Source organism: Pseudomonas sp. JL27(2026), from assembly GCF_056933555.1.
The window spans coordinates 2886045-2907172 of record NZ_CM167794.1; the positions used below are offsets into that span (position 1 = coordinate 2886045).

A 21128-nucleotide genomic window follows, 5' to 3' on the forward strand; every position below is an offset into this window, starting at 1 on the left:
TGTGTTGCGGGGAGTGCAACGGTCGGGCCTCAGACCGAGTTGCTCCCACATTGGATTTTCAGTGGACACAAGTTCTGTGCCCGGCTAAATCAATGAGCGTCTTCCTCCAGAAGGACCAGCGCACCGACGATGAGCGCGTGCATGCCCTGAGCCAGCTCAGCCTCCATCTCGGCTTCTTCCGCTGCACGATCCGCTTCTACGACGGGCTCTCGGCCGGTGACCGAATACACCGTGTCGGCCACGGCGATGCCGTGGAATGCCACTGTCGCCAGTAACCAGCGTGCGTGCGCCTTTGAAATGCCATAGGCCTGCGCGATATGGCTCTGATGTTCGTCGATCTTGGCGAGCATCGGTTGTGTCGCCACCAGCCTGCGGATGATGTAAGGCGTCAGTCCGGGGTGCGCCTTGACAAACACCCGCACCGATGTAGCAAACACAATCATGTATGCCTTCAACCCGCCACGCCGATCAGCCTCTGCCTGGGGAATCTGCCATCGGGTGAAGATCTCCTCGGCGATCATGCTTTTGAGCGCTTCCAGACTCGCCACGTGCTTATAAAGCGCCATATGGCTGACCCCCAATGCGGCAGCAACGCCGACAAAGGTAATGCTCGGTAAGCCGATCTTGATGCCTGCTTCGACGATGCGTTCCCGTGTGATGGTGCGAGGGCGCCCTCGGGTAGCGGGTGGTTGTGGCGCTTTCATGACTGATCCTTGAACGGTGGTGACTGTCTTGTAGCTGTCTTGTCAGCATTTCGCAAATTAGTTTATAGTCATGCAACTAATTAAGATTACTGTTTCCAAGGCAATGTCATGTGATCCCGCGCCCCTTGTATCTCCTGCACTGGAAGGCGAGAGCCATCCCACTCTTCTGAATTTCTGGACGCTTGATTTCCATGGACACTCATGACAAGGCCTCGGCCAAAAAAAAGGTGCGCGGCCCGATCAGCCAGGTACTGAACCCTGTTCGTGGGCGACTGATCGTTGCCACCATGCTCGCCGCGGTTGGTGCGATGCTCACGCTAGTGCCGCTGGCCGGTATCGCGCATATCGCCAGGGTCGCTCTGGGTGACACCAGCATTGCCCCGGACGAGGCGTGGTGGGCGGTGATTGTGGGGGTGACGAGCCTGTGCGCCGGCATGCTGCTGATATCCGCCGCAGAACTGCTTGCCCATTTGGCGGACAACCGCATTACCCATCACTTGCGCCTGGCGATTGTCCAGCTACTCAGTCGCGTGCCGTTGGGCTGGTTCACCAGCCGGGCATCGGGCGAGGTCAAGCAGGCGATGCAGGACGACATCAACACGCTGCACAGCCTGACCGCGCATTTCTACACGACACTGGGGCGTGCGGTTGGCGCGATTCTGATCTCGCTGATCTACCTGTTCGCGACGGATTGGCGCATGGCGATTGTCTCGATCCTGCCGTTTCCCGGGTTCTTCCTGTTCTTCGCCAGGGCCATGAAGGCCAGTGAGGCGAACATGCAGGCGTTCGCTGCCGGGATGGGCCGCATCGACAACTCGGTTGTCGAGTTCGTCAACGGCATTGCGGTGGTCAAGTCATTCAGTACCAGCGCCAAGGCGCACAGCAGTTACCGCGAGGCAATTGATGCCTTCGCCCAGGCTTTTATCGGGTTCACTCGGCCTCTGGTGGCTCCGATGGCCAATGCCAACGCGATGATTGCGCCGGTCACGGTGCTCGGCGTGGTGCTGGTCTTCGGTACGTTCTTCGTGGGGCTGGGCTGGATCGCTGCGCTGGATGTACTGCCGTTCGCCCTGGTGACTCCGGGCCTTTGTGGGCCGTTGCTGTTGCTGCACTACATCACCCATGACCTGAACCATGCGGCCAGTGCCGCCCGGCGCGTGCTGGCCTTGCTGGATACCCCCGTGCTGGAGCAGCCGGCGCCTGGCATGCAGCAGTCCCCCCAGGGTCGCGAGATCCGCTTCGAGGGTATTGGCTACGCCTATGACGCCGAGCGCCGGGTGCTCTCGGATGTCAGCTTCACGCTCAAACCCGGCACGACAACAGCCATCGTCGGGCGCTCCGGTGCCGGTAAGTCGACTCTGGCGCGACTGCTGCTGCGCTTCTTCGACCCGACAGAGGGGCGCGTCACCCTGGGCGGTGTGGATCTGCGCCATATCGAGACTTCCAGCCTTTACCGGCACATCGGTTTCGTATTGCAGGAGGTGCGCCTGATCCACGCCAGCGTGCGCGACAACATTGCCCTAGGCAGACCGTCGGCCAGCCAGCAGCAGATCGAGGACGCTGCGCGCACTGCGAACATCCACGAGCGCATTCTCGGTTTGCCGCGCGGCTATGACTCGGTGATCGGCGAGGATGCGCAGTTTTCCGGTGGCGAGCAGCAGTGTGTAAGCATTGCCCGCGCCGTGCTGCTCGATCCGCCCGTGCTGGTGCTCGACGAAGCCACGGCGGCAGCGGATGCCGAAAGCGAAGTCGCGATCCAGGATGCGCTGTCGCGCTTCGCCGAGGGCCGCACACTATTGGTCATCGCGCATCGGCTCGACACCGTCATGCACGCCGACCACATCATCGTGCTCGACAACGGCACTGTTCACGAACAGGGCCGCCATGGCGAACTGCTCGCACGCAAGGGGCTCTATGCGCGCTTGTGGGCGCAGGGTGGCTACCCACACTCAGAAGAACTGGCGGTGCCGTCATGCTGAAACCCTTAGTTCAACTGTTGGGCGAAGATGCGCCCGTCTTGCACCGCTACGTCTGGATGGCGGTGTCGTATGGCCTGCTCAGCGGGTTGACCCTCACCACGCCAGTGCTCGTTCTGGAACGCTTGCTGGCCGGCGATGTGCGTGATGCTGCGCTGTGGCTCATCCTGACGCTGGCCGGCGTGGCCGCTTGCTGGGCGTGGCGGCGCCAGGTGGACAGGGCTGGCGTGGCAGTAGGCGTGGCTATTCTGCAGGGCGCGCGGCAGCGTATCGGCGATCATGTCGCGCGCCTGCCTCTGGGCTGGTTCACGGCGCAAAATACCAGCCGCCTCGGTCATGTCATTACCCAAGGCATGATGGCAGTCGCTCAGTTGCCGGCGCATGTGTTCACGCCAGTGATCAGCGGCGCCGTAACGCCGTTGGTGATCGTGGCGGCGCTGTTCGTGTTGCACTGGCCGATGGGCCTGATTGCGTTGCTGGGGCTGCCGATCCTCGTCGTGGCGTTGTTGCTGACCGCTCGCCTGGGACGACGCGCCGACCGTACCTTCCAGCGTCATTTCGCCGACGCCAGCCAGCGGATGGTCGAGTACGCCCAGGCCCAGTCGGTGCTGCGCGCCTTCAACGGCGAGGGCGGCGGTACGCAGTTGCTCGAACAGGCCATCGACCGGCAGCGCCGCTCCGGCATGCGCCTGATCTATCAGTCCACACTCTCGGCGGTGCTCAATGCCTGGGTGGTGCAGGCCATCTTCGCGGCCTTGCTGATCGCCGTTGCCCTGTGGCTCAACGCGCATCTGGGCATCGCACGAGAAACCGGCTCGGTGATTGCCGTTGTTGTCGCGCTGTTATTGACCAGTCGCTATATCGATCCGTTGCTGGACGTGGCCAGCTATGCCGAGATCCTGCGTGGCGCGTACGGCCAGCTTGAGGAGGTGCAGAGCATTTTTGCGGTCGAGCCCTTGTCGGAACCGGATCAGCCGCAGGCCCCGGTAGGTGGTTCGATCGAGTTGCGCGAGGTGAGCTTGCGCTATGCGCCCGATCAGCCCGACGTGCTGCGTGGCGTCAGCATGCGCATTGCACCGGGCAGCATGACCGCATTGATTGGTGCTTCCGGCTCGGGCAAGACCACGCTGGTACGATTGATCGCGCGGTTCTTCGATGCGAGTCAGGGCAGCGTGCTGATTGGTGGAGTGGAGGTGCGGCAAATGTCCAGTTCACAACTGGCCGGCCAGATCAGTCAGATTTTCCAGGACACTTATCTGTTTCAGGGCAGCATTGCCGACAACATCCGCATCGGCAGACCCGCCGCCAGCGCTGCCGAAATCCTCGACGCTGCGGAGCAGGCCGGGGTAAGCGAACTAATCGAGCGTTTGCCCCAGGGCATCGACACGCCAGTCGGCGAGGGTGGCGCACGGCTGTCGGGCGGCGAGCGCCAGCGCATCGCCATTGCCCGTGCGCTGATCAAGAATGCGCCCATCCTGCTGGTGGACGAGGCCACCGCCGCCCTGGATGCGGAGAATCAGCTTGTCATTGCCCAAACGCTGTCCAGGCTGCGCGGTCGGCACACGCTGGTGGTGATTGCGCACCAACTGTCCACCGTGTCGATGGCTGACCAGATTGTGGTGCTCGAAAAGGGTCAACTCGTTGAGCAAGGTTCGCCTGCGGCATTGCGCGCCCGCGGCGGGCGTTATGCGCATTTCCTGGAGCAACGCCAGGTTGCCAAGGGCTGGCGTATCGCCGCGCCGTCGAACAGCGAGCCAGCCTGATGCGTGCACGATGGCTTGTGTTGTTTGCCATGCTCTGCGGAGCGTCGCTGCTGGTAGGGGCCCGGCAGCTGGAGTGGTCGCACCTGTTCTTGCTGTCGGGCGATGCCTGGCTGACGCTGACGGCCAGCCGCCTGCCGCGTCTGGCGGCGTTGGTGCTGACGGGGGGTGGCCTGTCTGTGTGCGGGGTGATCCTTCAACATATTGTGCGTAACAAGTTCGTTGAGCCGGGCACAACCGGTGGGCTGGATGCGGCCAAGCTCGGCATCCTGGTATCGCTGGCACTGGCGCCCGCCGCCGGAACGCCGGCTCGAATGCTGTTCGCGCTGGTGTTCTGCTTCGCTGCGGGCCTGATTTTTGTGGTAATGATCCGCCGCATCCAGTTCAAGAGCACGGTACTGGTTCCGGTCATCGGACTGATGTATGGAGGTGTGCTGAGCGCCATTGCCGAGTTCTACGCCTATCGCAACAACATCATGCAAAGCATGCAGGGCTGGCTGCTGGGGGACTTTTCGAGGGTTGTGCAGGGCAGCTACGAAATCATCTACCTGATCCTGCCGATTGTTGCGTTGACCTACCTGTATGCACACCGTTTCACCCTGGTCGGCATGGGCGAGGGCATGGCGACGAGCCTGGGCCTTAACTATTCGGCAACCGTGGCGCTGGGCTTGCTGCTCGTGGCGGTCACCGTATCTGCCACGGTCATCACCGTCGGTTCGATTCCCTTTGTCGGGCTGGTCATCCCCAATCTGGTGGCGCTGCGATATGGCGACAACCTGGGTCGCACGCTGCCCATCGTTGCGCTGGGCGGTGCGTCCTTGCTGCTGGCCTGCGACATCCTCGGGCGCCTGCTTATTTACCCGTTCGAGGTGCCGATCGGCCTGACCGCAGGCAGCGTGGGTGGTGTGCTGTTCTTCGCGCTGATCATCTGGAGGCACAGATGATGCGCCTGCAGCCCCGACACGCCGTGTGGATCGTTGTTGTCATGCTGGCACTGGTCTTCGTGTTCCTGCGCTCGGGCCTGGACTTTGACTACGTGATACCCAAGCGGATCGCCCGGCTGACTGCCATGCTGATCGGTGGGGTAGGTATTGCCTGGTCGTCGATCACGTTCCAGACCCTTACGGGCAACCGGATACTGACGCCGGCGATCATGGGCTACGAGGCCGTCTATCTGCTGTTGCAGGCCATGCTGGTTCTGTTCCTGGGCACCTACAGCGTGGTTCTCTTCGGCATCAACGGCAACTTCCTGCTGTCCGTGCTGTTGATGCTCGCCTATTCGTGGGGCATCCATCGTTGGTTGTTCCGGGACGGCAAGAGCAACGTGTACTTCCTGCTGCTGATCGGGTTGGTACTGACCATGGTGATCAGTACGTTTACCCAGTTTGTCCAGCTCAAGGTCAGCCCTGGCGAATTCTCGGTCCTGCAGGGCTTCAGCCAGACCTCTTTCAACCGGGCACAACCCCGGCAGTTGCTCTATTCGGGGTTGCTGGTTGCCGCGGTTTGCCTGGTGGGCCGCAAGACTTTGCCGACCCTCGATGTGCTCTCTCTGGGGCGTGACCAGGCCATTTCCCTGGGGGTCGACTATCGGCGCAACGTGCGCCTGCATCTCGCGCTGATCGCGGCCCTGGTCGCGGTGTCGACCAGCCTGCTCGGGCCCACGGTTTTTATGGGCGTCTTCGTGGCGAACATCACCTATGCGCTTGCCCGAACCTTCAGGCACCGGGTCACGCTGCCACTGGGAAGCGCGATTGCCGTCGGTATGTTTATCGCCGCTCAACTGCTGGTCGAGCATGTTTTCAACTACAAGACCACCGTCGGCATTCTCGTCAATCTGGTGTGCGGCGGGTATTTCCTTGTGTTGATGGTACGTACCCGAGGAGCCCCATGATCACTGTTCACGACATCCACAAGGCCTATGGCGCCAAGACTGTCCTGAGGGGCATTGACGCCTGTTTTCCCGCCCGGAGTCTGACTTCGCTTATCGGTCCAAATGGCGCGGGCAAGACCACGCTGCTGATGATGATCGCGCGGCTGATGGAACCTGGCCGTGGTGAAGTCCGCATCGAGGGCCGTCCGGTTGCAGATATTCATATCGGTGAATACGCCAAGCGGGTCGCGACCTTGCGCCAATCGCCAGACTTCAACCTGCGTTTGACGGTGGAGGAGTTGGTCGCCTTCGGGCGCTTTCCCTACAGCCGTGGGGCGTTGACCCGCGAAGACCAGCGGGTGATCGACGAGGCCATCTCGTTCCTGTCCCTGGAACCGCTGCGCCATGCCTACCTCGACGAGCTCAGCGGCGGGCAGCGGCAGATGGCCTTTCTGGCGATGACCATCGCCCAGCAGACGGACTATCTATTGCTGGATGAACCGCTGAACAACCTCGATATCAAGCACGCCGTGCAGATCATGCGCGCGCTGCGCCGACTATGTGACGAGCTCGGGCGCACCGTGATCCTGGTTGTGCATGACATCAACTTTGCCGCCAGCTATTCCGACCACATCGTTGCGATGAAGGAGGGCGCGGTGCATTGCGCCGGCAGCGTTGCCGAGGTGATTACCGAAGCGCGGCTGGGTGAACTGTACGGGCTGGACTTCGATATCACCCATGGTCAGCGCGGGCGCCTGTGCAACTACTTCAACCCATAAAGAGAACCGAAATGACCTCCCATCACAAACCCCGGTCCTGGTCGCTGGCCCTGCTGATCGCCGCGGCTGTCGCAGTGCAAGGGTGCAATGAGAAACCTGCCGGGCCATCACAGGCTGCCCCTGTAGTGCAGCCAGGGCAGGCAGCTTTCGCGCCGGTCACGGTGCAACACCAATTGGGCACTACCGTAATCGAGCGCGTGCCACAACGCGTGGTCGCACTCGACATGAATGAGGTCGATTTTCTCGACCAGTTGGGTGTGCCTGTGGTGGGCATGCCGAAGGATTTCGTCCCGCATTTTCTCGCCAGCTACAAGGCTGCACCGAGTGTCGAGGATCTGGGCTCGATTGTGCAGCCGAACCTGGAGCGAGTTCATGGGGCCAGGCCTGACCTGATACTGATCACCTCGCTGCAGGCCAACCACTTTCAAGAGTTGAGCGAGATGGCTCCGACGATTCATTTCGATGTCGACTACCGCGATAGCGAGGCGCGCCATATCGAAGTCATCAGGGATCACCTCCTGACCCTGGGGCAAGTATTCGACAAGCAGGCGCTCGCCCGCCAGAAAGTCATGGAACTGGACGCGAAGGTCGAGGAGGCCAGGCGTATCACCCAGGGGCGGTCCGAGAAAGCCCTGGTGGTTCTGCACAACAACGGCGCCTTCAGCTCCTTCGGCGTGCAGTCGCGCTACGGATTCATCTTCAATGCCCTGGGTGTGAAACCGGCCAGCCCGACTGCCGAAGCCGGCCTGCATGGCCAGCCGATTTCCAGCGAGTTCATCCAGCAGGCCAACCCCGACATCATCTATGTGGTCGACCGCACGGCGGTGATGGAGCGCCGCCCGGTGATGGACGCCCAGAGCATGGGCAACCCGATGCTGCGCCAGACCAACGCCTGGAAAAACGGCCGGGTGATCTTCGTTGATGCCCAGGCCTGGTACGTGACCGGCGCCAGCCCGACCTCCCTGAAACTGGTGATCGACGACGTCGTAAAGGGCTATCAGCACTGATACGTGCCTGGCCTTGGCCAGTCACGTATTTATTAGCTATCGATTCTCATTAAAAACATTCTTTGTATTCAGATTCAAAGCAATAAACACCTTCTCAGATGAACGGAGTCATAGCGTGCGTAAACGCCATTTTCACATCCGCATTGCGCCACCACGCGCAGTATTTGCCTTGAATCGCACTGCCGCCGCCGTGCAGAGCGTGCTGCTGGGCTTGACTCTCGCCGTGACGGGGCTGCCGGCATATGCCGAGAGCATGACGAACGAAGAAGAGGGCGTCTCGACACTGCCTGCAACGATGGTGGAGGGCGAAATGGCATTGCCTTCCGAGCTGCCGGCCACCTATGCGGGCGAGCAGGTGGCCTATGGCAGCCGGGTCGGTCTGCTGGGCAACAAGGACTTCATGGAAACGCCGTTCAGCACTATCAGCTACACGGAAAAATACATTGCCGACCGTCAGGCCCAAAATATCACCCAGGTCATAGCCGCTACCGACCCTGCGGTGTTCAGCAACGGCCTGACCGGTACCTACAGCGAGAACTACTCCATCCGTGGTTTCGCCAGCAACATCAGCGACGTGACGATCGGTGGCTTGTATGGCGTAGCACCTTACTACCGGATCTCGCCAGAAATGTACGAACGCATTGAAGTACTCAAAGGTCCGTCGGCTCTGCTCAATGGCATGCCTCCGGGTGGCTCGGTAGGCGGCACCGTCAACCTGGTGCCCAAGCGTGCGGGCGACGAGCCGTTGACGCGCCTGACAGGGACCTATATGTCCGATGCGCAGTTCGGTGGGCATCTGGACCTGGGCCGGCGTTTTGGCGAGAGCCAGCAGTTCGGCATCCGTTTCAACGGCGTTTACCGTGATGGCGATGGTGCAATCAATCATCAAAAGCAGAAAGCCGAACTGACGTCGCTCGGCCTGGACTGGCGTGGCGAGCGCGTTCGACTCTCCGCCGATCTGTATGAAAGTGAAGATCGCGTTCGCGGGCAGAACCGCGGGATCAACCTGGCCTCCGGCGTGGCGGTGCCCAAACCACCCAAGGCCGACACCCTGCTGAACCCCGACTGGGCTTACGTGGAGACGAAGGACCGGGGGGCGATCGTGCGCGGTGAGTACGACCTGAGTGACAGTCTGATGGCCTATGCGGCCTTCGGCGCCAGCAGGACCCGCTACGCCTATAGCGGCACCATGTTGGCCACCGTGTTCAACGAAGCGGGCGACTTCAAGACCCGCATGGGCCAATTGAAGATGGAACTCGAGAAGACCTCGGGGGAGGTTGGTTTGAAGGGCAACTTTCAGACGGCCGCCATCAAGCATCAATGGTCTGTGAATGCCACGCACTACGGCGATACCCAAAAGGACTACGGGCGCAGGTCGGTGCCGGGTGCGGACTGGGTGACCAATATCTACAACCCGGTCTGGGGCCCGGCCGCGCCCACGAGCTTTCCGTACATTGCGCACACCGAAAGCCGCCTGACCAGCTACGGCGTGGCGGATACGTTGTCAGTCCTGGAGGACCAGGTGCAACTGACCCTTGGTGTACGCCGCCAGCAAGTGCTCACCGACACCTTCAGCGTCACCACCGGGGCGCGCAGTGCCCGTTATGACGAAGGCGCAACCACGCCCGCAGCGGCATTGCTGGTCAAGGTCACCGACAATGTTTCCCTGTATGCCAACTACATCGAAGGCCTGAGCAAGGGGGCTACCGCGCCGATGACGGCAGCGAATGCAGGGGATGTGTTCGCACCCTACAAGTCCAAGCAGAAGGAGGTCGGCGTCAAGGTGGACCTCGGTAACTTCACCCACACCCTCAGCCTGTATGAAATCAAGCGTCCCAGCAGCGTTATCGACCCGGACACCAATATCTTTTCCTTTGGTGGCGAGCAGCGTAACCGTGGTATTGAGTGGGGCTTCTTTGGCTCGCCGTTGGATGACGTGCGCCTGATGGGGGGCGTGGCTCATGTCGACCCCAAGATCACCAAGGCCGCAGGCGGCATCAACGAAGGCAATACGGCCATCGGCTTGCCCAAGCTGCAGGGCAAGCTGGGTGTCGAATGGGACGCTCCGGTCATCGAAGGTTTGACGCTGACCGCCAATGCTACGTCGGTGTCCAAGCAGTACATCAGCGCCGACAACTCGCAGTCGGTGCCGGGGCACACGATCTATGATCTAGGCACACGCTATGCCACCCGTCTTGCCAGTCGACCGGTGACGTTGCGCGGCAGCGTCACCAACGTGACCAACAAGGCCTATTGGGGAACGCCGCTGTTGTCCAGCTTGGGCTTGGGAGCGCCACGTACCTTTGAGCTATCCGCTACGGTGGACTTCTAAGAATATGCGGGCCTGAACTTCTGGCGGCACGTGCCGCCAGAACCCAGCGTTGTCCGCAGGTCTCACAGAAGATCGAACGGCTCAGTATTTCTATATCACCGAGGAGGTCAGGTTGCGGCGTGGGCCGTAATGGGACTGTGGCAGAGTCTCGGCCCTTTCAAAGACTCTCAGGGTCGCCAAAGAACATTTTGACTTGGCTCTAGAATGATTGTTTTAGCCTGAAAAAAACAATTTATGCCCCCAGTTTTGCCCCCATTCGCATCGGGTGTGCAGCGATTGCGAATGGCGATTTCTGAGACCCGATATACGCCTTCGGTTTTGTATTCCCGGTACTTAACCCTCCCGGCAGTTCCTCGACGAATGCGCCTGGCAGTCCACACCTACGCGGCGGTTAGCCAACACCGGATGCTTATGCCTCCTCAGGAGCGCTCTCTGGGGGCGCTTCAAGGTCGCCGCCATCGGTATCTTCATCGGTGTCGCCATCCTCATCGAACGTGTATCTCTTTGGCGCAGGTGCCTGGTCATCCTCAGCCGGGATGTAGAAGCCTTTGTCGATCTTGGTCATGTAGCCTTTCGAATAGAATGTGCCCATCGCGTTAGCGAAAATCTTTCTCCACTCTACTGACGATATGTAACCGAGCCCTTTGAACCTCCCATGAATTTCATCCGCAAGGGCATTAGCCTCCATGATGCTTCCCGGTTTATAGGTGGCGATCCTAGCCTGAACGAAAGCAAAAGCTATTAAGTAGAGCTTTCGTCCTGATGGAAGTTGAACTTTTAGCGCGTTTTCACGCTTCTTTTTTTGTTCTGCACGGAATAGCGATGCGGCCGCGGCAATGTTCAATGACAGGTTCGGTTGCAGCTCACGAATACGATCTTTAGACAGCTCGCCGGAAACAACTCCATCCATCAAGAGAACTTCATCTATGATAGATTTGTCTGGATAGGGAGTTCTATCTGCCTTTGTTTCACACAACTTACAAATGGTTTTGACGGTGTCAGTGTGTGGTGTTAAATCACCACACTCTTTGCACGCATAGAACATTAATCTCTGCGGAGAGTACGAGTCCGGGGAGTCAGCGGAATCTGGCAATGATGGATTGATCTTGGCAAGATGGAAACTATTAGTTGAGTTTTTCGGCCAAAAAAAGATGGGCTGAGGTAGCTTGTGTGCCAGATAAGCGATCCACATTTTCACCAGTGACTGATCTTCGTCTGCTTCTATGAGCCAGGCTCGCCAAGATTCGGCCCAGGAAAGGTTAAGGCTAGCGAGATTTAACGGTGTTCTTTTTGTGGAACGAGCAACTATATTATCAATACGCAGCTTGTTTTTTTCATCCTGCAAGGTCGCTTGATGGCTGGGGAGGCTCTTAAGTCTCGACCTAAATGCTTCCTTTCCTGACCAGGTACGACTAGCAGCATTATATATGGCTATACATTTTGACGTTGCCCGAGAGTAGGCGCTAAATAACTCGGCTGTATCGAGCAGCTCCGCGCCAAGGATCAAAATTACAGGAGCCTCCAATCCCCGGAATTTCGTAATCGTTTCGCAACGTGGACGCTCTTTTATCAAGTAGTCGATGTATTGTCTTGATATAAACCTGGCGATCAAAATTACGATATCTTCAGGTAAAACTCCGCTGTCAATGAGTTTTTGTCTAATGTCAGATGCTTCCTTGCATGGATTTGCGCTAATTATCTCTACGGCGGTCTCATCCTCCAATGTCCTTGGGGTCGAATGTTGAAGGCTAGGGGGCATGACCTCTTCGAGTATGCTCGTGACCGCCTTTGGCATTCGCAGGATGATGGTTAGTGGAAATGGATTTACGCCAAGCAACTCGGTAAGGCCCTTCAAGGAGATGTTCCCGCGTTCGTACGGGAATACTTGCGTTTCGTCGCAGAAGAACGCTTTGGGCTTGTTATGGAACCAGCTGGTTAGAGTTTCGCACCAAGAGGGGGTGAGCGCTTGGGACTCGTCGACAAGCAAGGCGCTGTAATCGGCCATGCGCCCTTGATCAATGGCGTCTTTCAGATCGAGTGCGCATTGTTGCCTGTACCACTCATCTTCCCTTCCTGCTTCACTGGCGCGGCCCAGGGCGTTGCGCGCATGCCCACATAGGCCGTGCCAGGTCACCACTTCGCAGCTTTTCGAGTCAGCAAGCTGGGCGCGGACGTACTCCGTGAGCTTGTTGTTAAACGAGACCACCAGCACTTTCTTTTTCTGAGCGGCCAGTCTCCTAGCGGTTTCGATCACGATCAGGGTTTTGCCGGTCCCTGGCCATCCGGTCACAAGCGAGGTCTTGTTCTTTAGCACCCTCGTGACTACCGTGCTCTGTTCCGCTGTCAGTTGGAGCCAGAGCTTGTTGTCGAAAAAGATGCGACTGGCCCAGCCACGCCTGCCGTCGATTTCTGGGGTGAGAAATTCAACGACGCGAGCGACGCGGGCTTCGCCTAAGTCGAAATTTCCCAGGGTGGTTTTCCAGTAGTCCATCAACTCGACGACACGCTGCGTAACGTTCGCCATCTCTCGATAGTCGATGTAGAGCGGCTGTGGGGGAGTGGAAGTCGTGTCGTACATTCCTGGCGTGGTCGCCTTCCCTGCAAAGTCGGAGTCGGGAAAAATAAATCCGTAGCCGATCCGGATCCGAAGTGATGGATTGGCCCCCAACCACCTGGCGATTCCGTGGGCGTTGTTGCGGGTCTGGCCGATGGGATCGATGGTGTAATGCTTGTGGAGGTGAACAAACCGGTTGTTCCTAACGCCGTATTCGCCGCTCTTCACTTCAAGCACGAGCAGCCCTTTTTCCGGATGGACGATCAAAAAATCGATCTCTCCGGTCGGCTTTGCTTGAGGGTCAACCTTGTTCACAGCGGAGCAGAGCCAAGGAAGGCTATGGATGACAACGTAGTCGTCCGGTAGCTCCGTCTTGAAGCAGGTGTAGAGATCTCGTTCACCCTTGCTGTTAGTGTCGCAAGGTCTGTGGTCAGGAATCATCCTTGCCATCGATGCAGCGCCTTCTACTGATTTTACTCAATACCGCAGGTGGGCCTGAGGCGCGTGAGGTCCTCGGGCAGTCCGGGATTGGATAGGATAATTAGGGTTGCTCGCGAACCTGCATCCAGTCGAAAAAATCTTCGGATGCAAAGCCGACGCTGCAGTTGGCGTCGAACCGCTCGTTGATTCTGATGAGAGTCACCCGCTGAGCTTCTTGTGGTGAGGTCGGGAAGAAAGCTCCACCAGGTTCGCTGTGCATGAAGAAATCGCCGAGCTTTGCTCCGCAGTTTTCGCAGTGATTCATCAGGTAACGACTGCCTGCCGTTTTGCTGTAGGCCTGCTTGAACTTGGTGGTGAAGTGATAGATCTGCTTCGTGACCAAGGGGGAGAGGCTGTCGACGTTGGAGACCGTCCCGCGATACCCATGGCACTTCCATTCGCCGAGATTGCTTGTGAGCGCGAAATCTTCGTCCTCATCCTCGTAGTAATCGAATTCTTCGTGTTGCTCGGGCAGCTTGAATGAGAACACGCGGGTCAAATTGGAGCAGCCCCAGCAGTCGGACACCGACTCCATGACGTAGTAGTAAGGCGCTCTCACGCAAAATTCTGGTCCATGCCCCAGGTCCGCGTGCTCTGTTACCGGTAGCCATTGAGCCAAGGGGCCGATGTCAACACCCTCGGGGGTGTACCAAGTCTTCAGGCTCGGGTCCCACTTGGCACCGAGTGATTTTGCTTCTTCTTTCTCTGCGAAGGGGACCTTCAGATCAATCCTTGCCATTTCTGTATCCGTACGTATTGGTCATCAGTAAGCGCTGGATCCCATGCTAGAGGCTTCTGCCCTCGTTGGGGACCCCCAGAACTCTAGAAAACGAGCGACAAAGCAGACTGATGGAGGGATGTGCTGCAGTAGCCTGCTGGTCTGTCTTGGTCAGAGGCTGGTCCATAACCGCGCTCAATGGTTGGGTCTTCAATCAGGCTGTACACGTAGCCCGCTACGCGGAAAGTCGCCAGGGCGGTGTGTGTAGTGGTCAACTAATCCCGGACACGACGTTAAGTTTTTTCTCGGCCTGAGCTCAGACCGGCCCTCAGGAAGGACAAGCAGCAGTACGATCTGGATGTTCGAATACGCAGTTGGCCTGAAGGCGTGTGGATCAAAGTCTATAAACACAACTGGTTTGGGGTGTTCCCATTCTTCCGGGGTGCGGATCGCGAGGCGCTGCTTGAACGATTGCCAGCATTCACCCAACCTGCGCACGCGGTACCTGACTGGGCAGAACTGTACTTCGCCTCGGCTCATTTTTTGGTCAGGGAAGATCGGTGTGTGCTGGAGCAGGGGGATAGAGTGACGGATGTCCATCTCGATGAAGCGCTCACGCGTGTGCATGACTGCATGGTTGAAATTAATCAGGCGCTTGATGCTCAGTGAGCGGTAGAGGCGTGGGGGGTATCTTTGAGGTCCGTCCTTAGGCAGCAAGGTAAGTGCTTGCTTCGAAGGTTTACGTAGTACGCAACTGAGCGTAATTTTCATTGACTAGGGACGAGGGAGCTCATGGCGCTATTCATTCAGAAACCTATCTTTTGGAACACTAATCAATACCTGGCACCTTCTGGCGTTCGCGCGACAAGCGGGTTCCCCAAGATGACCGGATATGGTCATGAGGAGTGGAACAACTCTTCAAGCATGCTCCTGGCACGTGGCAACAACCGTTTTCGAGTGTTTCATACTGAGGGGCTAGGCGCTGCGCCGACTGACGAAAATACCGGGCAGACTTTTGTCTTTCTGACGGCGTCGCATGATGGCGTTCAGCAACTTGTCGGGATCGCTGGGAATGCCTTTAGTCTGCACGGCGACCATCATAAGAAGCAGCGCGAAGGTATTTCGGATGAACTCTCACTTCATGAACTCTGGAAAGAAGCTTGGTGCGTTGCAAATGTGCAAAAACAGTACGACGGCAACCAAAAGAAATTTCTGAAAGCCTGGAAAAAAGACCTGCACTGGATTCCAAACTGGATCTGTCCGGAGGAGTTTTTCTGGTGGTTTGACACGCCGATCACTCTGGATCCGCGCACCATCACCGGGAAGAACAAGTTGCTAGGGATGTACAGCAGCTACACCGATCTGGACTTGCCAACGGTCAGTCGCATAATGGATGCCATTCCGGCTGCGCAGCGCAATGAAAGATGGGATCGCCTGGTAGATGCGATTCAATGTTCACCGTCGGAGCCACTGACTGATGAGGACGTATCGGATGGTAGGGAGCCTGTCACAGAAGTACTGACTACAGCGAACGCTCGGCGTGGACAGGGAAAGTTTCGTGAGGAACTGATGGAGGTTTGGGGGAGGGCTTGCTCAGTTACGGGTTTGGCGTGCAGCGAGATACTTCGTGCCTCTCATGTGATTCCTTGGCGGGATTCTGACTCCACTCAACGTCTCGATCATAATAACGGGCTCCTCCTGTCGGCAAATTTAGATGCCTTGTTCGACAAGGGGCTGATTACCTTCGATAGCAAAGGAAGGATGCAGGTATCGAAACGTATTGATGAGCGACATAGAATGGCTTTGGGGTTACCTCAACCGCTTCGGTTTGTGCCGAAGGAGCTGGTGGCTTATATGAAATATCATGAAGAAACGGTCTTTCAGGACAATAAATGCTGACGTAGTTGATAGTTCTTATTGGGGGGGCGATATGTGTTGGTGCGTGCCGCCTGCGGCGGACAGGCTGTCGTGAACCGAGCCAGGCGATCCGCCTGGCTCGGCCCTTCGGGCTTTCATCCCTAACGCTTTCGGCCGTGCCGGCTTGCGCGCGATACTTGCTGACGGTTTCGTCGAGTCACGGGCCGAGTCCTTTCCATGAAGGGTGAGGCCAAAGAACCAGATGTCGGTGAACAGCACCAAGCTGTCCGCGATCATCATGCCTTGGTCGCTGAGCTTCCATGGCGGAAAGGGCAGGCTGATTACGATGTGGCTCCTTATGATCGGTTCTCACCCGCAGATAACCGATCTATCAGGACTCTAGCCAACGCTTCGGTTTCACCAATTATCCACTTCGACTTCAGTGGCAGGGTGCATTGGGGTAGCAACGTCTGAGGATCTCGTACGAAATGTGGGGTGTAGCCTACCAATCCTGCGTAAAGCGCGGCGTTGCTACCCAAGCTTTCGTAGAAGCGCTCGAATAGCTCCTCCTCTTTTCGTTCTGAAAGCAGGCGATATTGCGTTTTGCTGAACGCACATAGCTGTATGTAAAAAGGGATGAACAACGGTCCCGCCCTGTGTTTGGCCTGTTCGAGCGCGACGCTGAAATGCATGAGCGCCCGTGTGCCGTCACCGGCATACATGGCATCCCGGGCGAATTTCCATTCGTTAATCCAGTTCGGTACTCTCCCTGACGCGATGTGCCAGGCGCCTTCCGCAAACAGCCTATGTTCGTTCCTATATGCGAGATCCAGGCAGTTTGGAATCTCTGCAGCGCTATTCAGTGAGCCCGGTAAACTCCTGATACCGTCAAGCTGTGCCTGGTAACGCATGGACGCCTGCTGGGCAAACGCTTCATCGTCGATGGAGTACTCGTTGAATAACAAATCGAGCAAGTCGCTGCTAGGTATTGCATGACGTAGGTCAACCGGCCCTGTTTTCGATCGGCTCTTCGCCTCACGTTCAAACGGCCCGCAATCTGCCACATGGATATTGAGGTTGTGGGCGATCATGGCCGCGAAGGCGTGCACTGTGAATGATTTCTCATCGATCGCCTCCGGCAGCTGGTAGGTCAGCGGTTGAAGGGTTGGATAAAATATTTCCCACTTCACACGATTAGGCTTACGTAGTCGATCGATCACCTGTTTCGACTGAGTGTTCACGAGTTGGGAGGTGAAATCACAATTCCAAGCTTGCTCCCCGAGCGGCGCGTTTTTCTGAAACTCGTGATACTGATGAAGTTTGTGCAGCGAAATACCGGTTATGCTGGAAGCCATGTCGGCGAAGCTCCTTAATGGCCACTGTTCGTCCTGATCCCCTTCTGGCCAAGTATCGCCTTGTGACGTTGCGCCGGCGAGCGCCACCGTCAATTCACTCAGATCTTGGCTGATAAACCATTGGTAGCTGGATGTTTGGCTGTGTGTGTTGCAAGCATATTCCCTTACAAACTCTCGGTAGTGGGCAAACGCCGACATATAAAAGTCGATCGCGAATTCGGATACATTCCAACGTGCGTAACGTTCAGTGATTAAAGTCTGGATGTATTGGCTCAACTCCAAGTATTCATCGAACGATTCAAAGTCTGATTTGGACAGGTAATTCACATAGGCCTGGATCGTCCTGCTCTTCTTAACCTTCTGCGCATCCTTTGGGGCTAGCTGGGCAGTGACGACTACAAGGTCATCGAGAGAACCAAAGGTACCGTTGTCTTTTTCAACTGCTTTAAAGGCCTGCCGTAACGCGGCGCGACGTTCTTTTTCGGTGGCGGATACGTGGAAGGTGAGGTCTTCGTTGTCACTGTTCCATAGGCCTAAGCAGTCGCATACGGCTTTGTGCAGGAAGCCTAATGTTGGCAGTTGATCAATGGTGGGTAGCATGGTCATTTCCTTATAGAGAACTCGTCGCCATCCTAGGGAAATGAGAGCTTCTCACTAAGTATCAAAACAGCGATACGTGCCAGAAGATGAAGTTTGAACTCACGAACCAGCTTCTTGGCGTCCGTTGTCACGGGACAGGCCCATGGTTACTCCTGTTATTTTTTCCAACGACCTCTGTGGTTGGCGCTCCTGGACGGGATTGTCAGGATTTCAGAGGCGCCAGAAGATCGCTTCAAGTCTACAAACTGAGGTGATCGGATAGCGCTCGACGGCGGTTTCGGAGCAGCAGCGTATGACTTTTTCGAGAAGATGGCTGTTGAACCTCAGCCTGGGGGCATCCTTTTCAAACTATCCAAAGAATGCCCCTAGATGTGCCCCTAATGTAGCAATCCACTGGAAGTGAATGGAGCTACATGGTTTGTGGAGAGGCAAAAATGATCAGCTAAACAGCCTGCCCGACGAAACCTAAAGACTCTCAGGATCGCCAAAAAACATCTGGATTCGTGAACGCAACCAACGCTCCCCTGGGTCATTATCCTGCGAACCGCGCCAGGCCATGTGCAGTTCAAAACTGCGCACGGGCAGCGGCGGATCCTCGGCACGTACACCGCCCGCAGCGGTCAAGGCTTCGGCGGTGTAGTCCGGCACGGTGGCAATGATGTCGGTGCCGGCCAGCAATGTACTCAGGCCATTGAATTGTGGCACCGCCAACACGACGTGACGTTTGCGGCCGAGGCTTTCCAGTTCTTCATCGATAAACCCACTCAAGTCACCGGCAAACGACACCAGTGCATGGGGGCGGGCGCAGAAGTCGTCCAGGCTCAACGGCCCCGGCACGGTGTCGGCACGCAACAGCTTCGGCAGGCTGCGGCGCAGCACTTTGCGCTTGGCGTTGGCGGGCAGGTCGGTGGTGTAACTGACACCAATGGAAATTTCGCCCGAGGCGAGCAACCCCGGCATCAGAATGTAATTGACCCGTCGCACCACCAGCACAATGCCGGGCGATTCGGCGCGCAGGCGTTTGAGCAACATCGGTAGCAGGGCAAATTCCACATCGTCCGACAGCCCGATACGAAAAACCGCAGTGCTGGTGGCCGGGTCGAACTCGGCCGCACGGCTCACGGCCGTGGAAATCGAGTCCAGAGCCGGGGAGAGCAGGGCGAAGATTTCCACGGCTCGCGCGGAAGGTTCCATGCTGCGGCCGGTGCGCACAAACAAGGGGTCATCGAACAGCCCGCGCAGGCGTGACAACGCCGCGCTGATGGCCGGTTGACCCAGAAACAGCTTCTCGGCGGCGCGGGTCACACTGCGTTCGTGCATCAATGTTTCAAATACGATCAACAGGTTCAGGTCGACACGACGCAGGTCATTACGATTCATCTGGAGTCCTGGCAGAGTCAGCAAACTTGACGAGAGCGGCCATATGGGAACAATGGCCGGCATGAATCTTACGGGGAAAGGCTGGTACTCTGCACCGGCTAATTCAGTTTTCCTACAATACTGGTTCGGTTTTCCTCTGTGAGCGGTTGCCGGAGCTGTGGAATCAATGACAGGCATGTCGACTATTAATAGCCACTGATGGTCTTGGCCGGAAAGCCCGGATAGAGTTCAGGGCATTAGGGGTTTCTTTGACGAGGTTTGCGATGTCCCGCACGATCCGTTTTCACAAGTTTGGTCCAGCCGAGGTGCTCAAGTGCGAAGAGCATGCGGCAGCTTTGCCAGCACCGGGCGAAGTGCAGGTGCGTGTCGACGCGATTGGCATCAGTTGGTACGACATACTCTGGCGCCAGAACCTGGCGTCTTCCCATGCTCGTCTGCCGTCAGGCCTGGGCCATGAAATGGCCGGCGTGGTCACGGCCCTTGGCGAGGGTGTCGATGACCTGGACATCGGTGACAAGGTCGCGAGTTTCCCGGCACAAAGCCCCAATGATTACCCGGTGTATGGTGAACAGATCGTGTTGCCGCGTTCGGCACTGACCCGCTACCCGGATGTGCTCAGCCCGATCGAAGCCAGTGTGCATTACACACCCTTGCTGATTGCCTACTTTGCATACGTCGATCTGGCGCGGGTCAAACCAGGACAATTCGCGCTGGTGACCGACGCGAGCCACTGCGCGGGGCCGTCCTTTGTACAGTTGGGCAAGGCGTTGGGTGTGCGCGTAATCGCGGCCACCAAAACCGCAGAAGAGCGTGAAAACCTGCTGTCGCTGGGCGCCGAAAAGGTGATTGTCACCGAGGAGCAGGACCTGCTGATGCAGATCAACAAGCTCACGGACAATCGCGGCGTCGACGTGGTGTTCGATGGTTTGGGTGGTCCGCAAATGTCGCTGTTGGGCGACGTGCTGGCACCGCGTGGCAGCTTGGTGCTCTACGGTCTGCAGGGCGGTAATCAGACACCATTCCCGGCCTGCGCCGCGTTCCAGAAGAATATCCAGTTCTTCGTTCACTGCATCGGCAATTTCACCGGGAAACCGGAGCTGGGCATCGTTCAGGATCAGGTTGCACTGCAACGCGCATTGCGCGACATCAACCAGTTGACGGCTGACCGTGTGCTGCTGCCACTCAAGACTCGGGTCTTCCCGTTTGCCGAGTTTGTTGAAGCCCATCGCTACATGGATGAATGCCCATGCCGCGAGCGCGTGGCGCTTCAGGTCGAACCTGCCTGATAGTGACACCAGGAACCCGCGTCTTGCGGGTTCCTGTGCCATTCCCTCTCTTTCCTGCCTTCAGCACCCCATCGTTCCCAGCCATTGACTCCAGGTCAGCGGTTAGTCGCTTTCGGCCGTGAGTCGGAAAATATCGCCCCCTCCAGCTCGCCAAGTTCGCCCGTTCAGTAACTGAACTGGTTTTTTGCCTGAATCTGTATCTTCTAATCAATATTCAAGCCCTGATAATTGAATGATTACTTTCATCTCAAGGAATGAGTCATGCCTGAGTATTGGTATTCATCTGGCGGCGGATTTAAAGACGATTGCAAGGCATGTTTCTTGTGGGCGCCTGTAAGACAAAGCGCACAAATATCCTGTGAAGTATTAGTTGAGGGTCGGGTTAATAACTCCAGGCTCTTTGTTTTTCGTCAGTGCTGTATGTGGGACCGTGTCGGACTATTCCTAGGATTTTCGATTTAGTTATCCTG

The 21128-nt window shown here is 57.4% G+C and carries 15 protein-coding genes; 10 read left to right on the plus strand and 5 right to left on the minus strand.

From position 1 onward, the window contains the following. Window positions 1-89 precede the first annotated feature (89 nt). Complete coding sequence (locus tag AC1Z1G_RS13095; RefSeq protein WP_483627536.1) at window positions 90-704, minus strand: TetR/AcrR family transcriptional regulator; 615 nt, start codon at window positions 702-704, stop codon at window positions 90-92. 191 nt (window positions 705-895) lie between these two features. Here AC1Z1G_RS13095 and AC1Z1G_RS13100 point away from each other — a divergent pair, with 191 nt between their 5' ends. The 7 genes from AC1Z1G_RS13100 to AC1Z1G_RS13130 all read left to right on the plus strand — a co-directional run bounded on the left by AC1Z1G_RS13100 (window position 896) and on the right by AC1Z1G_RS13130 (window position 10428). Next, window positions 896-2683: an ABC transporter ATP-binding protein gene (locus AC1Z1G_RS13100; protein WP_483627538.1), complete on the plus strand. Its 1788-nt coding sequence runs from the start codon at window positions 896-898 to the stop codon at window positions 2681-2683. Then, window positions 2677-4443: an ABC transporter ATP-binding protein gene (locus AC1Z1G_RS13105; RefSeq protein ID WP_483627540.1), complete on the plus strand. Its 1767-nt coding sequence runs from the start codon at window positions 2677-2679 to the stop codon at window positions 4441-4443. Before AC1Z1G_RS13100 ends, AC1Z1G_RS13105 begins: the two co-directional genes overlap by 7 nt. After that, window positions 4443-5384 carry an ABC transporter permease gene (locus AC1Z1G_RS13110; RefSeq protein ID WP_483627542.1) on the plus strand — a complete coding sequence of 314 codons (942 nt, stop codon included), beginning with the start codon at window positions 4443-4445 and terminating at the stop codon, window positions 5382-5384. Before AC1Z1G_RS13105 ends, AC1Z1G_RS13110 begins: the two co-directional genes overlap by 1 nt. After that, entirely contained in the window at window positions 5384-6331 is a 948-nt protein-coding gene (locus AC1Z1G_RS13115; protein WP_483627837.1) for an iron chelate uptake ABC transporter family permease subunit, read from the plus strand. The genes AC1Z1G_RS13110 and AC1Z1G_RS13115 overlap by 1 nt, the downstream gene beginning before the upstream one ends. Beyond that, window positions 6328-7089: an iron ABC transporter ATP-binding protein gene (locus tag AC1Z1G_RS13120; RefSeq protein WP_483627544.1), complete on the plus strand. Its 762-nt coding sequence runs from the start codon at window positions 6328-6330 to the stop codon at window positions 7087-7089. The genes AC1Z1G_RS13115 and AC1Z1G_RS13120 overlap by 4 nt, the downstream gene beginning before the upstream one ends. Before the next feature lie 11 nt (window positions 7090-7100). Further along, complete coding sequence (locus AC1Z1G_RS13125; protein WP_483627546.1) at window positions 7101-8096, plus strand: siderophore ABC transporter substrate-binding protein; 996 nt, start codon at window positions 7101-7103, stop codon at window positions 8094-8096. A gap of 115 nt (window positions 8097-8211) precedes the next feature. Continuing rightward, the gene (locus tag AC1Z1G_RS13130) at window positions 8212-10428 is read left to right on the plus strand and encodes a TonB-dependent receptor (protein ID WP_483627548.1); all 2217 of its coding nucleotides are present in this window, start codon (window positions 8212-8214) and stop codon (window positions 10426-10428) included. A 409-nt stretch (window positions 10429-10837) separates the two neighbouring features. Here the strand turns inward: AC1Z1G_RS13130 and AC1Z1G_RS13135 are convergent, their stop codons facing one another. Both AC1Z1G_RS13135 and AC1Z1G_RS13140 read right to left on the minus strand, forming a co-directional pair. Beyond that, window positions 10838-13432 (minus strand): AAA family ATPase, encoded by a 2595-nt coding sequence (locus AC1Z1G_RS13135; RefSeq protein WP_483627550.1) that lies wholly within the window; start codon window positions 13430-13432, stop codon window positions 10838-10840. Window positions 13433-13523: 91 nt separating this feature from the next. Continuing rightward, window positions 13524-14201 carry a DUF5710 domain-containing protein gene (locus tag AC1Z1G_RS13140; protein ID WP_483627552.1) on the minus strand — a complete coding sequence of 226 codons (678 nt, stop codon included), beginning with the start codon at window positions 14199-14201 and terminating at the stop codon, window positions 13524-13526. A gap of 366 nt (window positions 14202-14567) precedes the next feature. Between AC1Z1G_RS13140 and AC1Z1G_RS13145 the strand changes: the two genes are divergently transcribed. Next, on the plus strand, window positions 14568-14849 hold the full coding sequence (locus AC1Z1G_RS13145; RefSeq protein WP_483627554.1) for a hypothetical protein: 282 nt from the start codon (window positions 14568-14570) through the stop codon (window positions 14847-14849). 123 nt (window positions 14850-14972) lie between these two features. Further along, on the plus strand, window positions 14973-16079 hold the full coding sequence (locus AC1Z1G_RS13150; protein WP_483627556.1) for an HNH endonuclease: 1107 nt from the start codon (window positions 14973-14975) through the stop codon (window positions 16077-16079). A 314-nt stretch (window positions 16080-16393) separates the two neighbouring features. On the opposite strand, the gene AC1Z1G_RS13155 is transcribed toward AC1Z1G_RS13150, so the two are convergent. Continuing rightward, window positions 16394-17992, minus strand: coding sequence for a hypothetical protein (locus tag AC1Z1G_RS13155; RefSeq protein WP_483627558.1), 1599 nt, complete (start codon window positions 17990-17992; stop codon window positions 16394-16396). A 465-nt stretch (window positions 17993-18457) separates the two neighbouring features. Next, a complete protein-coding gene (locus AC1Z1G_RS13160) occupies window positions 18458-19372 on the minus strand; it encodes a LysR family transcriptional regulator (RefSeq protein WP_483627559.1) in 915 nt (304 codons plus the stop codon). A 263-nt stretch (window positions 19373-19635) separates the two neighbouring features. Between AC1Z1G_RS13160 and AC1Z1G_RS13165 the strand changes: the two genes are divergently transcribed. Then, window positions 19636-20658: a zinc-dependent alcohol dehydrogenase family protein gene (locus AC1Z1G_RS13165; protein WP_483627561.1), complete on the plus strand. Its 1023-nt coding sequence runs from the start codon at window positions 19636-19638 to the stop codon at window positions 20656-20658. Window positions 20659-21128 lie beyond the last annotated feature (470 nt).